20 protein-coding genes are annotated in these 15,217 nt (G+C 36.1%); 4 read left to right on the top strand and 16 right to left on the bottom strand.

All coding sequences use genetic code 11. The features are described 5' to 3' along the window. The first annotated feature begins 4 nt into the window (after window positions 1-4). The 3 genes from H6614_08700 to H6614_08690 are packed head-to-tail and all read left to right on the top strand — an operon-like array spanning window position 5 to window position 2,129. Window positions 5-829 carry a ParA family protein gene (locus H6614_08700; GenBank protein MCB9243738.1) on the top strand — a complete coding sequence of 275 codons (825 nt, stop codon included), beginning with the start codon at window positions 5-7 and terminating at the stop codon, window positions 827-829. Continuing rightward, on the top strand, window positions 822-1,706 hold the full coding sequence (locus H6614_08695) for a ParB/RepB/Spo0J family partition protein (GenBank protein MCB9243737.1): 885 nt from the start codon (window positions 822-824) through the stop codon (window positions 1,704-1,706). Before H6614_08700 ends, H6614_08695 begins: the two co-directional genes overlap by 8 nt. 6 nt (window positions 1,707-1,712) lie before the next feature. Beyond that, window positions 1,713-2,129 (top strand): deaminase, encoded by a 417-nt coding sequence (locus H6614_08690; protein MCB9243736.1) that lies wholly within the window; start codon window positions 1,713-1,715, stop codon window positions 2,127-2,129. A 57-nt stretch (window positions 2,130-2,186) separates the two neighbouring features. Here the strand turns inward: H6614_08690 and rpsT are convergent, their stop codons facing one another. The 16 genes from rpsT to H6614_08610 all read right to left on the bottom strand — a co-directional run bounded on the left by rpsT (window position 2,187) and on the right by H6614_08610 (window position 14,402). Next, window positions 2,187-2,441: a 30S ribosomal protein S20 gene (rpsT, locus tag H6614_08685; protein MCB9243735.1), complete on the bottom strand. Its 255-nt coding sequence runs from the start codon at window positions 2,439-2,441 to the stop codon at window positions 2,187-2,189. Window positions 2,442-2,883: 442 nt separating this feature from the next. Continuing rightward, on the bottom strand, window positions 2,884-3,528 hold the full coding sequence (locus H6614_08680) for a hypothetical protein (protein MCB9243734.1): 645 nt from the start codon (window positions 3,526-3,528) through the stop codon (window positions 2,884-2,886). A 24-nt stretch (window positions 3,529-3,552) separates the two neighbouring features. Then, on the bottom strand, window positions 3,553-4,881 hold the full coding sequence (locus H6614_08675) for a hypothetical protein (GenBank protein MCB9243733.1): 1,329 nt from the start codon (window positions 4,879-4,881) through the stop codon (window positions 3,553-3,555). Between the two features lie 22 nt (window positions 4,882-4,903). After that, the gene (locus H6614_08670; protein MCB9243732.1) at window positions 4,904-5,398 is read right to left on the bottom strand and encodes a hypothetical protein; all 495 of its coding nucleotides are present in this window, start codon (window positions 5,396-5,398) and stop codon (window positions 4,904-4,906) included. A gap of 23 nt (window positions 5,399-5,421) precedes the next feature. Continuing rightward, complete coding sequence (locus H6614_08665) at window positions 5,422-7,074, bottom strand: hypothetical protein (GenBank protein MCB9243731.1); 1,653 nt, start codon at window positions 7,072-7,074, stop codon at window positions 5,422-5,424. After that, entirely contained in the window at window positions 7,064-9,457 is a 2,394-nt protein-coding gene (locus tag H6614_08660) for a hypothetical protein (protein MCB9243730.1), read from the bottom strand. Before H6614_08660 ends, H6614_08665 begins: the two co-directional genes overlap by 11 nt. Before the next feature lie 255 nt (window positions 9,458-9,712). Further along, window positions 9,713-9,865, bottom strand: coding sequence for a hypothetical protein (locus tag H6614_08655; protein MCB9243729.1), 153 nt, complete (start codon window positions 9,863-9,865; stop codon window positions 9,713-9,715). Between the two features lie 23 nt (window positions 9,866-9,888). Continuing rightward, window positions 9,889-10,329 (bottom strand): hypothetical protein, encoded by a 441-nt coding sequence (locus tag H6614_08650; protein MCB9243728.1) that lies wholly within the window; start codon window positions 10,327-10,329, stop codon window positions 9,889-9,891. 84 nt (window positions 10,330-10,413) lie between these two features. Further along, entirely contained in the window at window positions 10,414-10,935 is a 522-nt protein-coding gene (locus H6614_08645) for a hypothetical protein (GenBank protein MCB9243727.1), read from the bottom strand. Window positions 10,936-10,955: 20 nt separating this feature from the next. Further along, window positions 10,956-11,174, bottom strand: a complete 219-nt coding sequence (locus H6614_08640) for a hypothetical protein (protein ID MCB9243726.1) — start codon at window positions 11,172-11,174, stop codon at window positions 10,956-10,958. Continuing rightward, window positions 11,171-11,419, bottom strand: coding sequence for a hypothetical protein (locus H6614_08635; GenBank protein MCB9243725.1), 249 nt, complete (start codon window positions 11,417-11,419; stop codon window positions 11,171-11,173). Before H6614_08635 ends, H6614_08640 begins: the two co-directional genes overlap by 4 nt. Window positions 11,420-11,425: 6 nt before the next feature. Continuing rightward, complete coding sequence (locus tag H6614_08630; protein MCB9243724.1) at window positions 11,426-11,803, bottom strand: hypothetical protein; 378 nt, start codon at window positions 11,801-11,803, stop codon at window positions 11,426-11,428. Beyond that, window positions 11,796-12,404 (bottom strand): hypothetical protein, encoded by a 609-nt coding sequence (locus H6614_08625; protein ID MCB9243723.1) that lies wholly within the window; start codon window positions 12,402-12,404, stop codon window positions 11,796-11,798. The genes H6614_08630 and H6614_08625 overlap by 8 nt, the downstream gene beginning before the upstream one ends. Before the next feature lie 77 nt (window positions 12,405-12,481). Then, complete coding sequence (locus H6614_08620) at window positions 12,482-12,667, bottom strand: hypothetical protein (GenBank protein MCB9243722.1); 186 nt, start codon at window positions 12,665-12,667, stop codon at window positions 12,482-12,484. An 8-nt stretch (window positions 12,668-12,675) separates the two neighbouring features. Next, window positions 12,676-13,482 (bottom strand): hypothetical protein, encoded by an 807-nt coding sequence (locus H6614_08615; protein ID MCB9243721.1) that lies wholly within the window; start codon window positions 13,480-13,482, stop codon window positions 12,676-12,678. 32 nt (window positions 13,483-13,514) lie between these two features. Next, window positions 13,515-14,402 carry a GPO family capsid scaffolding protein gene (locus H6614_08610; GenBank protein ID MCB9243720.1) on the bottom strand — a complete coding sequence of 296 codons (888 nt, stop codon included), beginning with the start codon at window positions 14,400-14,402 and terminating at the stop codon, window positions 13,515-13,517. Between the two features lie 410 nt (window positions 14,403-14,812). On the opposite strand from H6614_08610, the gene H6614_08605 reads away from it, so the two are divergent. Then, a complete protein-coding gene (locus H6614_08605) occupies window positions 14,813-15,199 on the top strand; it encodes a hypothetical protein (GenBank protein ID MCB9243719.1) in 387 nt (128 codons plus the stop codon). The last annotated feature ends 18 nt before the right edge of the window (window positions 15,200-15,217 follow it).

Raw genomic sequence — 15,217 nt, 5'->3', positions numbered from 1 at the left:
CTGTTTGGCAAAAGTAATAGCAATAGCAAATCAAAAAGGCGGAGTAGGAAAGACCACTACTGCCGTTAATGTATCCTCGTCAATTGCTTTAGCCGGGAAAAAAGTCTTGCTGATTGATTCAGACCCGCAGTCTAATGCTACTTCGGGAATGGGTGTTCAGCCAAACGATGACGGACACTCTACCTATGAAGTCATGATCTCGGACCTGGCGATAGCCGAGTGTATAAAAGATACCCTGATCAGGGACCTTAAACTTGTATCTGCAAATATTAACTTGGTTGCAGCAGAATTGGAATTAATTGAATTTCCATCAAGGGAATTCAGGTTAAAGCAAAAAATTCATGACTTCCTCCAGACTAATCTGGGAAAATCATTTGATTTTATTTTTATAGACTGCCCGCCTTCACTTGGCTTACTGACGATCAATGCCTTAACTGCGGCTGACGCAGTCTTAATACCGGTTCAATGTGAATACTATGCGCTTGAAGGCTTATCACAGCTTTTGAATACAGTGAAATTCGTTAAGAACTCTTTCAATCCGGATCTTAATATCGAGGGGTACCTTCTAACAATGTTTGATTCGAGATTAAAGCTATCTCAGCAGGTTGAGGGAGAATTAAGAAAATATTTCGGCGATAAGGTTTTTGATACAAAAATATTCAGAAATGTAAAGCTGGGTGAAGCGCCCAGTTTTGGAAAACCTATAATATTGTATGATCCGCAATCGACCGGTTCGAAAAACCATATTGAACTCTCTATCGAATTGCTGAAGAGGAACGGAGTAGATGAAATAAACGGAACAATTAAAAGTATATTGGAAAATGGCTGATAAAAACGAACGCCTTGGGAAAGGGTTATCCGCACTTTTTGGTGAAAAAGGTGTTGATGTCCCGCCTATTGGTTCAAAAGGTTCTCCACTTACCGAACTGGAAATAAGCAAAATAAATGTAAATCCTTACCAGCCGCGCAAGGAGTTTAATTCTGTAAAACTCAAAGAGCTTTCGGATTCTATTAAAGAAAAAGGCGTATTACAGCCAATCACGGTAAAAAACTCGAGTAAAGAAGGGACTTTTGACCTGATCTCTGGTGAAAGACGTCTGCGTGCTACACAGATGGCAGGCTTGAAAACTATCCCGACATTTATTTATACCAGGGAATATAAGGACGAAAGATCAGAAATGCTGGAGCTTGCGTTAATAGAGAATATTCAGCGGGAGGATCTAAATCCAATGGAATTATCTAATTCTTTCTTGCGCCTTGTCGATGAAATAGGCCTCACACAGGAAGAAGTCGCAAAAAAGGTTTCCAAAGATCGAAGTACTGTTGCAAATTTTCTTAGGTTACAGAGGCTTCCTGATGAAATAAAAGATTCTCTTAGAAAAAATGATATTACGGAAGCTCATGCAAGAATGATCCTTCGGCTGGAAGATCGGAAGGAACAGCTCGGTCTGTGGAATAGGATCGTTTCCGAAAAACTATCCGTAAGAAAACTTGAGGATATTACAAGGTCTTCGGCAAAGCCCAAAAAGAAAAAATCATCTGCCGGCCAGAAGTGGGATCCGTACCTGGAAAAGCTTGAGGATAGAATGAGGAATTTCTTCGGAACAAGGGTTAAGATCGTTTCAAAAACAAACTCGTCAGGGCACATCATCATTGAGTTTTATTCTAACGATGACCTTGATAGAATAATTGAAAAATGTGAATAATAAAATATGGGAATAGTAAAAATAAAAAAGGAAAGAACTTCACTCTACTCACCTCTGGCTCCGAATCCCATCGGACCTTATTCTCAGGCGGTATCTTACGGCGACTTAATCTTCACGTCCGGACAGATTGGCCTCGATATGGACGGAAACATTGTAAGCAATGATGTGGAAATTCAAACACGTATAGCCCTTGAAAACCTTCTGCATATTCTCGAAGATAATAACTCCTCGATGGACTTTGTTATCAAAACCACGGTATATTTGAAGGATATGAATGATTTTACGAAAATGAACGAGGTATATAACGCTTTTTTCGGTGAATCCAAACCCGCCCGCTCGACAGTAGAAGTCTCGCGTCTTCCAAAAGATGTTAAAGTTGAAATTGATGCTGTAGCATATATAGTCAAGAAAAAACGACACTAAAATAAAAAGCCCCGTCCGGTATAACCAAACGGGGTTTTACTCAAACCTATTTGTTTATTACAAACCTTTAATATGTTTTGACAGTCTTGATTTGAGACGCGCCGCTTTATTCTTATGGATAATTCCTTTTGTTGCAGCCCTGTCAAATACAGTTGTAGACTTTTTAAATTTCTCTTCTGCAGAAGATTTATCCTTCTCTTCAAGAATATTCTTTATTGAACGCTTTATCAATGCTTTATAAGCTTTATTCCTTTCCGTTCTTTTTGTTGTCTGTCTCGCCCTCTTCTGAGCAGATTTATGTCTTAATGGCATATTCTTTATTTAATTCACTGGACTTGTAAAGTAGCTATAAATATACTTTTTTTCAAAGTAAAATTTAATGGACTTAAAACCCTGAAACCCATATAAACAAAGCAAGTATTATAATATTTTGACCGTAACTATTGCGTTTTCAATCAAAAAGGTATAACTTTACCTATAAATTCTATTAAAAAAAATCATTCCGTAAAGAAATGAAATGTCCCTATTGTAACTCTGTAAAGTTAAGCGTAATCAAGACAGAAAATTATTTAAATTCTAAAGTTAGGCGTAGAAATTGTAAAGAATGTGGAAGGAGCTTTAATACGGTTGAATCTATTCTTTATGAAGAACACAAATTAAAGTCATACTTGTTAAAGGAGAAAATACCAAATATTGCTTAAGTATTTAATGCAAAATGAGGAATCTATTTTGTATAGATTCCTCATTTAATAAGTTAAAAATCTGTTCTACTCAATTGTCTCAGATATCCATCAATATATAATAGTGTTAGAATATCACCAGCAGTAACAGACCAGTCTCCATCTGGTAATTGAAAACCTATACCAGAACTCTCTCTTCCCGATCTAATTAAGCAATCCGATGCAAAATACAATGTTATTATATCACCTTCCAACAATCCTGAAGGATCAGCTTCATCAAGTGTTTGCCCACTCTCATCTATAACAATTATATTTCCGTTTAGGAAGGTTAAACCTGACGGAGAAAACTCACCATATGAGTATGACCCTGTGTTGGTATGGATCCTCCCATGCAAATCTATATTAGAATTACAGGTTATAAATTCAGTGGTAATTCCCAGTACATCTATAGTACTATCGAAAATTACTTCATTCGCAAATTCCCACCTACCTTCTTCTGAACAAATTGCATCCTCACCGACAAAGAATCCTTCATTAACGGTTAAAAAATTTGTAAAAACATGGCGTGAATATAGATCTGCAGGAGAAGCACCGTCTTTTAGAAGTAGTTGTCCGTTCAGGGTATCCTTTAGTGTCACTTCTCCTACATGCAATGTCTGCTGTGCGTAAGCGCCGTTGACTAATAGTCCAAAAACTGCTATAATTATAATTTTTCTCATAAAATATATTTTTTATTGTTTATATTAATCAGGGTCAGGAATATATGCTGTAATATCGTTCGGAATATCTGTCCATGTGAAATTACCACTGTATATAACCGGAGAACTCGTATTATCAACGTCAGGGTCATTGTTAAAGGTACAATTTATTATCTTGCAACCTGTACATGTTGCTTTATATACACTACTATGAAGTATCAGACAACTATTGAGTATACAATTATTAAATGCAGTATCGTTATAAGCAAAAATTACACAGTTAGTGAATACGAAACCGTTATATGCCCGTTCTCCAGTTTGATTCTGGGTAATATTTAAATTAGAATCACCAAAAATGAGAGTAGAATTTGAAATAGTCATTTTTTTGGTTGCAGTTTTTTCGCACACTATTATTATAGTCCCGACATTATTCCAATCAACTGGATCACCTGAGCTAGAAAGGAATGCGGGAGCATAACCCATAACGTTCATATAATCCTTTAACGATCCTGGGGCCGCAATATAATAATTTATTTGTGGATGATTTCTTACATACATTACACCTCTTTTTTGAGCATTTAAGCCGAGCGTACTGAGGTGATTTGCAGCATTTAATATTGACGAATAGATTTTCCCTACAACTTGAGTAATGCCTCCTATCACAATAACCTCATTCCCTGAGTATGGCACAGCTGGAACTGTTATGCCTGCCACAAGTGAATCAGCATATTGTTTGGTCGAAATATGCAACGGATGGGTTGGTTCAAAATAAGTCTCGCCACTTAGTTCGTCATCATAAAATATTTTAGGGTATTTTGTACCGGATGTATCAACTAAAAACTGATTTTTCCCAATGAATGTATTATCACCAATCCTGGTTGGATAACGATTATCATTATATCCTCTATCGCCAACTTGAGAATCATCAGAAGGATCTCCAGGATTAATAATTTTATTGCCACCCAAATTAATATTTCCTGTAAGGGTACCCCCGGAAAGTAGTAAATATCTTGCATCATTATAATCTCGATCGCCAACATCTATTCCGGAAACTGGATCACTAACATTGTGAATGCGTTTATCTTGAGCATCCCAGTGTCCTCCACCATCTCCTGGTAGATAATCTAGAGTCTCATCTCCTATCCATCTCCCATGTGAACCTCCCCATTTTGTGACCTCAATAGTATCATTAAAGAGCTTATATACTCCATCCTCAACATCGGTGAACGCATAAGCACCGTCTCCTATGTGAGTACCGGAATAGGTAGATGAAGAAAATGGGTCCTTCCTTAGATTCAGGTTTGAAAGGTTTGTAACCGGTTGGTAATTACCTCCAACAACCTGCGTAATTGTAATTGTAAAATCCTTTGCCATTATTATTATATTATATGTTATATTAAACCGTTATAAAGTCGTCCAAAGGAACATTAATATTATCCGGATCTACCCAATTTAATGTAACTCGTGATTTTGAAATCCATGATAGAACCGGAAGTCTGTTTGCAGGAGCCTTCTGGCCGCCCATCCATAAACCAAGGTTAAAGCTCTCACCAGCATAAACCACCTGAAAGAATCTTGCTAAAACATCACTTCGTGGAATTAGAAAAATAGACTTCCCATTCTTTTCGTAATCAAGAATTCTCTGAATTTTTAAAAGATTTCCCTTTTGTATATAATCTCCGTAATTTAGAGTAAACCGTATACGACTATCACGCGGAATCCGAAATATTTCCCCCCTAGCTGTTTTATGAATGATGTCCTCATCCTCATATGATTCAATTATTCCTTCATATATAAGTTTGTCTAAATCAATAGATTCTATTAAGGCTCCAGTGAATGTTTCTCTTATTAAAAACCGTGGATTTCCATATCCATTTATAAATTCGCTCATTTTGATTCCAATTCTAATTAAATTTATTGTGAAAAGGTGAACTTCTGTCCTATAAGATCAAATGATGTTATCTCATTTATCAGATCAACTTCCAAGGAAGCAATATCCCAAAATCTACCATAAAGTATACTTTGACCATTAGAGCCTGTTACTTTATAGTATGGGCTTGTTATTACTTCTTTATGAACGTATCTATACACGAATCTTTCCATATTGGATAAAAAAGAATTAAAGTTAGCTTTAAACTGTCCCGACGATATATAGTCTTCGTAAGTCTGTGCCCCCCCTCCAGCTTCTATTCCCGTTAGCATTTCACCATAATTGCCTAAATATATTAATTCGTGATGTGCCTCCGGTGTTTCGCCTATTGTATGCCCTGTATTATAACTATTAGTATCAAGTCTTATCTTCATTGCCTCGGGATAAGAAGAACCGGTATCTATATAGAGAATTTTATCCTTGCTTATGGAAGTTATACCAAAAGGTTTTTCCGGCTTAGCAATGCCCTTGGCTTTATAAAGTGTTATCCGATTATCATCCTCACTTCTTATACATTGTAGTTTATGATTCTCCCAATTTAGTTTAATTATAAAAGAACCTGTACTGGGATGGTCTTTTACAACTCTATTAAAGTGTATACACGAGTAGTTTGATTCATATTTTTCAGAGATAATAATAAGACGTCCTCCCTTGAATTCTTTGAAGTAAACATAACCAGGACCATAGTGTATCGCAAAAGCGTAATCACCTCCAATCATAGTACCATTATTGATCACGACCGCATCATAAATACTATTGTTGTGCTCTTTACTTTTACTATACTCAATCATAAGATCGGGATTTAAATGAAGTGTTGTAAGTCCACCATCAGATCTATTTTTAATAGCTACTTTCTGCTTATTATCAATATCATCCACAAAACTAAATATCACAAAACCCATTGCGTTACACAGTCTGCGTAGCCAATCCCATCTGTTTTCTCCATTTGTATAAACCCTTTCATATCCGGTTTTCCACCACGCCCAACTATTATCAGAATATATGATAAACCAAGGTGTCGCCATAACTTTCATGTTTGCTATACTGCTTTTCAAGACAAATTCGACCCCTGGGAATTGTTCTTTCAACATTCTACTAAATCTCAAATACCATATATCCGTAAAAATGTCTTTACCTTCCCAATTCACATCCATATTACTTTTCAATGGAGTATTCGAGAAATATTCTTTTATCTCAGTTATAAGGTCTTTTACTCTTATTATTAAAATATGAGTATCAGAGCCTGTCCCGCTACCTTCAGTATACTCCACCCCTTCCGGAGTTATCCAACCAGAATGAATCAATTTATTTTTATAAAATATTTCACATTTCCACTTTATATATGCCGTTCCGGAATTCATTTTAAAAAATGATGCAACCATGCCATCATAATTAGACACTTTCATTGTTATTTCCGAACCAAAGGGCAAAAGCTTTGGAGACTCAAAGTCATCTCTTATATTTTCAAAGCTCCACCTTAAAGTAAGATCTTCATCCAGCAGATAATCTATCAGATCAAATGGTGCAACATTTGTTGTATAACTCTTATCTGAAAATATAGAAGCCTCTTCGGGAGTCTGTACCGAACCGGTCCAATCGTACTGCGTTAATTTTATTTTAATATCCTCAACCGCCAAAATATCTATTATTTGATTTAAGTTTCTGCAATGCTTTTTGAATCACATGCACGTCACCACGTCTGTCAATGTGAACATCGAAACTGTTATTTACAACCGGGGACGGAGACGCTGAAACTATTCCACCCATTCCATAATGTCCCGCCATTGAAGGGAGGAGACCCCCATTAATCCAGGCAAAGAAAGATGTTCCTAATTTATCAACAATCCCTTTCTTAATTACAAATTCACCCGGTGTTAACATAGCTGGGACTATATCGCCTGAACCCGATCCAGGAACACGTCCCCCTTGAGCAAAGCCTAATATACCTCCTAATAATCCAAAAATACCACTTCCACCTCCAGATCCAATTTGGAATACAAGCATTAATATATTTGATAAAGAATCTGCAAGGGATAATCCTTGCTGTAAACCGCTTAGCAATTGTCCTACAAAGGTATGTGCACCCACCTTCAAAATTGATGCTATGCTATTTGCTGCTGTTAACGATTCGGAGATTATTCCTTTTGCATTTTCAATTTTGAGCAACTGTTCATCTTTCTTTGAGCCTTTATTTGCAAGATCTATCTTTTTTTGCTTTTGTGAATTTGTTCCTTCACTTTCTTTAATTGCATCAATTCTATCTCGTCTTTCAAGCTCAATAAGGGATTGCTTTCTCTCATACTCATTCTCGATTAATTGTATCTTCTCTCTTGCAATTTCTTTATCTATTTCCAGTTGAACCTTCTTTATACGTTGCTCTTCTTCTGCCTGTCTTTCTAATTTCTCTATTCTTTGTTTCTCTCTTTCCTCCCCTTCCCGAACTTCCTTCTCTAGGTCATATCCCGTTCTTACTCTAATTAACTCATTGTAAAGTTTCTTTTGTTCATCAAGTAGATCATTTTCTTTCCCAACTAGTCCTTTGTTTAACTCTAATTCTTTATTTATCTCTTCAATCTTCCGTAATATTTCTTCCTCGGTTGAAAGTTTTTCATCTTCCTTCTGAAATTGGTTATTAGGATTTCTGCTTGAATTCCTAAATGTCGGCCTATCATGCTTTTCAAGCCTTTCTCTCACGTTTTGTGCTATTTGCATGACCCTATTGAAAAAATCAACTGCACCGGGAGTTCCAGATCTTAGTAGGGATAAGGCTGTTGAGTAAAGAGCCATCATTTCGGATGATTTTTTTAGCATGTCCGAAATTCCTAATAGGCTAGCTAAAGCCGCACCATCAATACTCCTAAGTGCTTCAGCAAACTCTCTTGACTTCTCTGTATTACCTTGAATACTACCTTGTAATCTAAGGAATATATTATTTAAACTTCCTGTTTTGAGTCCTGCAGCAATTAATTGAGTAAATCCTGTTTTTAAATCTCCGACTTTGCTATTAGATTCTTGTATTTCCTCTCTAACATCTTTTAAACTATTTTCGAAAACCGGATTAAGGTCTCCAAGTGTGGTTATTACTTCTCCAAGGAATCCATATTCTTTCTCAAGGTCTCCAATATCTTCTTTCACTCTCTTATATTCACTCTGCAAGTCCTGAAGATTTTCCCTCTCGTCAGACAATTCAGATATATAATTTTCAAATTCATCTGTCAAAAGCGAATCTCTGACTTCCTGAGATATATCAAGTTTTTCTTGTTCAGCCTTAATTAAATCATTTAGAGTGTTGACCGCTATTAATTCCGTTCCAATTAATTCTTTTTGACCAACTATTACCTCTGGGAATAACTCTCTTACCCTTTCAAGAGATTGGTTATACTCATCTTGTTTTTCTTTTGAAAGCTGAGTGTACTGGGTATTTTGTTCCTGTATTGTCCTTAAAGCCTCTAAATTCTTACTGTAAAAGGATATTTGTTCTGAAGATTGGCCCAGTGTCGTTTCTAACTCTGATATATCAGTAGTTTGGCTACTAATTGAACCTAAGCTAGATGCTATTAGAGCAATACCCGTCGCAAAAGCTGCAAGTAGAATATTTAACCCACCACTTGCAATAGTAGATGCAGTTCCTAATGCGATCGTTGCGGATGTTAAAGCAATAATACTTCCGATTAAAATTCGAACGTTTGGCGGGGCTTTTTCAATTAGTTTATAAAATGCACCGAATAACTCAACCGTCGGTACCAAGCGACCTTGAAGAGCAAGAGTCATGCTTTGGAAAGATTGTAATGAAGATTCAAAAGCAAGCAATGTCGTAGAAGATGTACTCAGTTTCTCCTGTAAACTTTTTAAGCTGCCATTTAACTTCCCAAAGTCTATCTCAAAACTAATTTTTACTATCGCAAGTTTATTTGCCTTTGATCTAAATTCATTCAACATCGATAATGCAGCCCGAATATCAGCATTTAATCTGGAATTGTCCATTAAAACATTTATTTTTACGTCACCTATTGTACCCATTGTTATTTATGTTTCCAGTTGTTATAATTGTATTGTTTTTGTATCATACTGTTTAACTAAGATTCTTTTGATTATGGAAATAATTTATTGGGCTATCCTAATTTTAGCATTCTTTTTTTTTATATATGTCGTTTCCCGGCTTTTTAAAAATCTTGATATAACAAACTATACTACACAGGGAGAGCAACTCCATGATATTAACAAAAATCTTGAAGATATTAACAAGAGATTATCTGATAAAGAATAGTATTTATCTCAATCTCTATCATTTCTTTGCACCAACCATTCAGTATAAGCTTTCTTTTCCTTGACTATCATCCATATCATTGCATCCGATACTTTCATCATTAGTATATCATTAACTTTCAGCGGATCTCCTCCCGCTAATTCATAAACCAGGTCTTGCATAAGCATTTTGGGTGCTCCGGCTGTTAATCCCCGGAGTTCTGCTCTGTACCTGATGTACTCGGGCTCATCTTCTTCGAACTCAGAGCGGCGCCTAAAGTCTGCAACAAGTTCTTCACCGTAGGATTTAAAATAAAAAAATCGGATACTACCGCCTGCAGTTCGGAATTCTTAAGTCCCGAAAACTCGGCATCTTTGCCTTTTTTTTCCTTTTGAATAAGCACAACATTTAGAAATTTGTTTACCAGCTTCTCCTTCACGAGGATCCTGAATAAATCAGTAAGTTTCATCTCCGCTGCATCTGATACATTAATTGCAGTCAATATATCAGCAAGCTTTTCATCCTGCTCAAGTGTAAGTTCCTCCTGATAAGCCTTTATACCGCATTTAAAACTATATTCTATTTTACCGTTCTTGATTTCTGAAGAAGGTTTCTGCTTCTCTCCGGATAGAAGTTTTTCTATCATTTAGTTTCTTTTTTATTTGAGGTTGATAAAATTCCATGAACCCCGGCATCTACCATGGTAATACCGGGGTGGCACAGATTACCTTTAACTGGCCGCAGTTTCTAATATTACATAATACGGATTTTTACCCGCAACCGGAGATACTCCACTCGCTTGTGCACTAGAAGGTAGATCAGTATCAGGTGTTACCGAAACATCAGAAGATTGTGGATTAACCGAAAACTCAAATACTACCTGCATCGGAGATCCGGGAATTTCAAGATTCATCTTAGGTATTACATTGAGTGCCTTGAAATAGAATTCCTGATGCTTACCGTCTATTATACCATTGTAATAGTAACCCTCATAAATACTTCCTCGCAGATCATCGAGCAGTTCCATTTCCTCCTTAGAAGTTTGGGCAAGTGTCATAACAAGTTTCACTTTTCTCTTACCATCTATTTCTATTGAATTTCCATCAGAGAAAACTACCTCCTGCGAATCGGTTTCATCCATTATCTGCCCTTTAAGAAGATGCCCTATATTTGTCCATGAGCTGGAAATTTTCAGCTGAAAATCGTTTCCGCCAAAAAGTCTAATTCTGTTTGTGTTTTTTCCTAAAGCCATTGAAATTTAATTTATTGTTTTTAAAATTGTACTTCTTTATAAGATTCCTCTTTACTTTCAATCAGCGACAAAGCGGTTTCTCCGTAAGTAACAAAAAGATTGGAGTCAAGCCTATACTTAATTATTATACCCGATTCGTTTACTTCAATAATAATCCCGGATATTGCTGTCTTAGCATTTTGTCCTTTATCTTTCGGATAAACCTCATCCCCGATACAAAATTTAGTTTTAATATTCATTTTCTCTTTTCGAGTTTTAGTTGAGTTACTTCACTATTTACAACTGACTGCGTCTTAAATATGGCATCCCTAATTCCGAATGCCGCCAGTGTAATTGATACTATCTCAATAGAGCGAAATATCTTTTCCCAGTCGTCACCAGTAAGATGTATCCCAAACATAGGAAGCCAAAGTTGAGCTAATACTACTACTGCAAATAAAATTGCCCCAAGTTTTGATTTTGAATTAAAGATTGTTGGTGTCATAAGTATTTATTTTAATTGAATTCCTTCGCCACTGCCTATAATATCGGATGGAATTTCGAAATCTTTATCATTTTTTACCGTGTATATTCTGTAAATACTTTCGTCTTTGTCAGAACAAAATTCACCTTGTTTAACTACGTACTCGATGTGTACTATGTCTCCCACAGTAAAATTCTCAAAACCCCTGAACTTTGATAGATCTATTGTTAAACAGGCTGTTTCAATATACACACCTTGAGTATATTCTTCTATCGTGCCCTGATATACGAGGGGAAACTGAGTGCAATCAATACATCCTTTAAAAGGAGGAAGCGATGAGCATCCCTGTATACCAACAAGTAAGATCATAGAAAAAACTAGAAATGATTTTTTTAGATTATTCATTCATTATCTTTTCAAGTGTTTTATTATTAATTAAAAATAATGTGAAGTTAATACCGAGTTTTTTGTGAATTGGTTTAGCTCTTTCTAAAAGTGGTTTAAATTCTGCTTTATACTGCCATTCATTTTCATAGGAAATTATAATACATCCGAGGGAGCTATTCCAAAATCTGCCGGCATCATGAACATTTATACCAAAAAATCCTGCATCGTATTTTACAAACTTCCCCTTATTGTCGGAACGAGCTACCCGGACAGGGTTGATATCCTGCCCGAGCGCTGTTCTACCGCGCACCCAATTGTGAGGTCTTACAGTATATGAATTGTACGCCCCCTCACAAAGATGCGCCCTTCCCTTCTTTAATCTAGCAAAGTCACGAAGCGTGATCGGCGCGCAAGGATCAGTCGTGCAGGGAAATTCATAATAGCGGAAACTATCCTCCGGACGGTTTTCAAATATCATAAGAATATCATTGTTTCTTTTTCTGTTATTGAAATCCAGTTCGTCGTTTTTACGAATTGCAATAACATTAATAGTTCCTTCCTGATCATACCATTGAGGATTTCCATATAGAGGAAGATTTTCTTTTTTGCAATGATCCAAAAAGCGGTTGGTAATATTCCGCCAGAATTTATAGTTACTGGACATAGTCTGTGGTAGTGGTTTTTTAAATAACTTATTTATTCTACTTCATCTTCTAACTTCTGAATTCTCACTTCGTGATCATGATAAAGTTCATTGAGTTTTGATATTTCATCTTTTAAGTCTTTTAATGCATCTTTTATGCCTGAAAGCTTATCATTTATAAGATATCCGATAACTGTCAGTAGTGTTCCAATTAGTATCGTAATAATATATTCCGGCATTATTAATCCTATGGCTTTGTTTTTACAACTGCAAACTTACTATTAAACAATTTTGCTCCTGCATGAGCTACCATATCATGCACCCATTGGAGATTAGTAGTATCCCATGATGAATTTACTTCACCACCCCTATTTAAAACAAATGCTACCCCAGGTCCATAAAACGCTGTAATAGAATACTGACTGCTAACCTGATTTACATTACCCGATATAAATGTCCTGAAGCCGAGCACGTACCCAATCTCGCCTGATTCTAAATAATTAGTATTAAAAGTCATCGCATCACGGAGTTCATCAATTGCAAAAAATTCGTCTTCAATATTCGCATCAATAACAAGAACCCTTCCACTTTTAGGGACCTTATTTGTATCTAATGTTTTCTTTATAGCAAGAATATCTTCCCAAGCGAGTGAAGCACCTGCAAAATCGCTTGCATTTGTAGTTGTCTGCGCTTGCGAAACAACCAGGTTATCAAATTTTTCTTGCAATACCAATGAGGCCGAATTAAGATACTCCCGGATTAATGAACCGGCAGATTCGAATTGAGCAAGAAGTTCATCTGCCAAAGGAACAGCATACCCCACTAACGGAACATTAATGAGACTTGTATCAGCTTTCGCTTTCTTTCTGTCGCTATCAACTAACGGTGTCCCGGCGGTCTTAACTATCGGGATAGCAAGATCAGGTACATCAACAGAACTTGCTCCGGGTCTTACCATCGAATCGAATGCTCTATTGGCAAGTTGAAAGATTCCCTGAGACTCAATAAGACGTGTTATTACGCTGTCCGCTACAATTGTTTTTGAAAATGCCATAATTTAAATTTTAAAGTTTAGATTAACAAAAATTAAAAATTGCCAAAATCATTGGATTCTTCCCTTAGTTTTATCAACTCTTCTTCTGTAAGAATCTTTGAATACTTCCCCGGATTGTTTAGTACATCATTATATGTCAAAGGACTACCGTCGGACTTAGTAAATTTTTGATTATCGTGTCCGGCAAATCCCGTTGACTCTATGCTTCTTGTAAAAAGAGCTTTCGGAGGAAGCTTGTCAATAAATTTCATACATGCATCTAGATTTTCTTCTGCAAATTCCCTAATCTCTCCCTCCTGGGCAGGGACTATTTTCGCTTGGGCAATCGCCGATTTAAGCAATATATCTGTTGCCTTAGTTTTGTAGATTTTTACTTCATTTTGCAATTGTGTATAAACAGAATGGAGTTTTTTGGCAAGCTTTTCTTCTGTTATTCCTTGATCTAGCTCAACTCCGACCCCCAATGCAAATTCCAAGATTTTTTCCATTTTATTGTTTTTATTTAAATTGTTACCTGATTTTATTTCTTTTCGGGACATTGAATAAAGTATTTTCCCAGCTACCAATTCCGGATTATAATTTCTATCCCTCTCGGCAAACTCAAGTGCAGGAAGCCCTGCTACAGCAGGACGGTTTGTCAATGCAACAGCAACCAGATAGAGACAATCTTTAAATGGTTCATAATTAAGCTTACCAAGCTCAATCGAACACCGTCTGTACTTTTTTGAATTAACCATTTTAATTAGGTCATCATCTAAGTGTGAAAAAGATGCGTACAACTTATCTCCAATCACCATTAGAGCTTCGACCCAACCGTAGGCTTTTGGTTCTTCCGAAGAAGATGAACTAGGATGGCCTATCCATATAGGCGCTTCATAAACTGTAGGATCATAACTTTGAGCGATTTGCTCCAGTTCCATTGCGGTTACCGTCCCCTGTGGATATTGTCCCGCAGTAAAAACATGAAAGAATTTTTTGTTGTGGTAGTTTAACATAGTGATGCAATTTATAATATGAAAATCATTTTTCCAAATACTAAAAGGTTAGATACGTATCTATACTTTTTTTATCTTTTGGTTAGAACAAGGTAACCAATTTAATAAAAGAAAAATCAGTTTCCAAATACTAAAAGGTTAGATACGTATCTATACACGATTTTCAAAAATTATTGTTATAGGTAGTACTAAAATTTTAAACTGATCACTGATTCAAGAAAGTAAATTGTGATATGAATAAAAAGTATAGATACGTATCTAACCCTTTTCTCTTTGCAATCGAAATTTTCATACTATATATTTGTATCGGTTTTTAAATCAAATCTTACTACCGCATGCAAAAAGAAATTAGAGATAAACTTATCTCCCTGCTTGACGAAAGCCTCCCATCTATTGCCGGTAAAGTTACTCGCTACCGGGGAGAGCTTGAAAAAGACTCCCGATGGAATCCGGAATTTCCTGCCTGCTTTGTTTTTCTTAAAGGATTCAACAAAGACATTGAGGGTACATACGGAGAAACACTTAAGAAAGGATACTCCTTTCTTATTTATATTGCTGATAGAGATGATTGCGCCTCCCTGGCTGAAGAAATTTATAATGCTCTTGATGGACTACAAATCGATGTAGATGGAGATTTTTATAAATTGAACATTCGTTTAGTAAAACTTCTTGGATTTTTATATAGTGTCGATGTCTATACTATTGAATTAACAATAACCTAATTTTATTAACCTATAACT

The organism is Ignavibacteriales bacterium, from assembly GCA_020635255.1.
Classification (GTDB): Bacteria; Bacteroidota; Ignavibacteria; order Tepidaquicellales; family Tepidaquicellaceae; genus JAEYVS01.
This window is presented reverse-complemented; position numbering and strand designations above follow the sequence as displayed.

What these genes read in the sequence shown, in the direction of transcription:
- H6614_08695 (MCB9243737.1), top strand. Translation starts at nt 822, where the DNA reads ATGGCTGATAAAAACGAACGCCTTGGGAAAGGGTTATCCGCACTTTTT.
- H6614_08690 (MCB9243736.1), top strand. Translation starts at nt 1,713, where the DNA reads ATGGGAATAGTAAAAATAAAAAAGGAAAGAACTTCACTCTACTCACCT.
- rpsT (MCB9243735.1), bottom strand. Translation starts at nt 2,441, where the DNA reads ATGCCATTAAGACATAAATCTGCTCAGAAGAGGGCGAGACAGACAACA.
- H6614_08680 (MCB9243734.1), bottom strand. Translation starts at nt 3,528, where the DNA reads ATGAGAAAAATTATAATTATAGCAGTTTTTGGACTATTAGTCAACGGC.
- H6614_08675 (MCB9243733.1), bottom strand. Translation starts at nt 4,881, where the DNA reads ATGGCAAAGGATTTTACAATTACAATTACGCAGGTTGTTGGAGGTAAT.
- H6614_08670 (MCB9243732.1), bottom strand. Translation starts at nt 5,398, where the DNA reads ATGAGCGAATTTATAAATGGATATGGAAATCCACGGTTTTTAATAAGA.
- H6614_08660 (MCB9243730.1), bottom strand. Translation starts at nt 9,457, where the DNA reads ATGGGTACAATAGGTGACGTAAAAATAAATGTTTTAATGGACAATTCC.
- H6614_08655 (MCB9243729.1), bottom strand. Translation starts at nt 9,865, where the DNA reads ATGCAAGACCTGGTTTATGAATTAGCGGGAGGAGATCCGCTGAAAGTT.
- H6614_08650 (MCB9243728.1), bottom strand. Translation starts at nt 10,329, where the DNA reads ATGATAGAAAAACTTCTATCCGGAGAGAAGCAGAAACCTTCTTCAGAA.
- H6614_08645 (MCB9243727.1), bottom strand. Translation starts at nt 10,935, where the DNA reads ATGGCTTTAGGAAAAAACACAAACAGAATTAGACTTTTTGGCGGAAAC.
- H6614_08640 (MCB9243726.1), bottom strand. Translation starts at nt 11,174, where the DNA reads ATGAATATTAAAACTAAATTTTGTATCGGGGATGAGGTTTATCCGAAA.
- H6614_08635 (MCB9243725.1), bottom strand. Translation starts at nt 11,419, where the DNA reads ATGACACCAACAATCTTTAATTCAAAATCAAAACTTGGGGCAATTTTA.
- H6614_08630 (MCB9243724.1), bottom strand. Translation starts at nt 11,803, where the DNA reads ATGAATAATCTAAAAAAATCATTTCTAGTTTTTTCTATGATCTTACTT.
- H6614_08620 (MCB9243722.1), bottom strand. Translation starts at nt 12,667, where the DNA reads ATGCCGGAATATATTATTACGATACTAATTGGAACACTACTGACAGTT.
- H6614_08615 (MCB9243721.1), bottom strand. Translation starts at nt 13,482, where the DNA reads ATGGCATTTTCAAAAACAATTGTAGCGGACAGCGTAATAACACGTCTT.
- H6614_08610 (MCB9243720.1), bottom strand. Translation starts at nt 14,402, where the DNA reads ATGGAACTGGAGCAAATCGCTCAAAGTTATGATCCTACAGTTTATGAA.
- H6614_08605 (MCB9243719.1), top strand. Translation starts at nt 14,813, where the DNA reads ATGCAAAAAGAAATTAGAGATAAACTTATCTCCCTGCTTGACGAAAGC.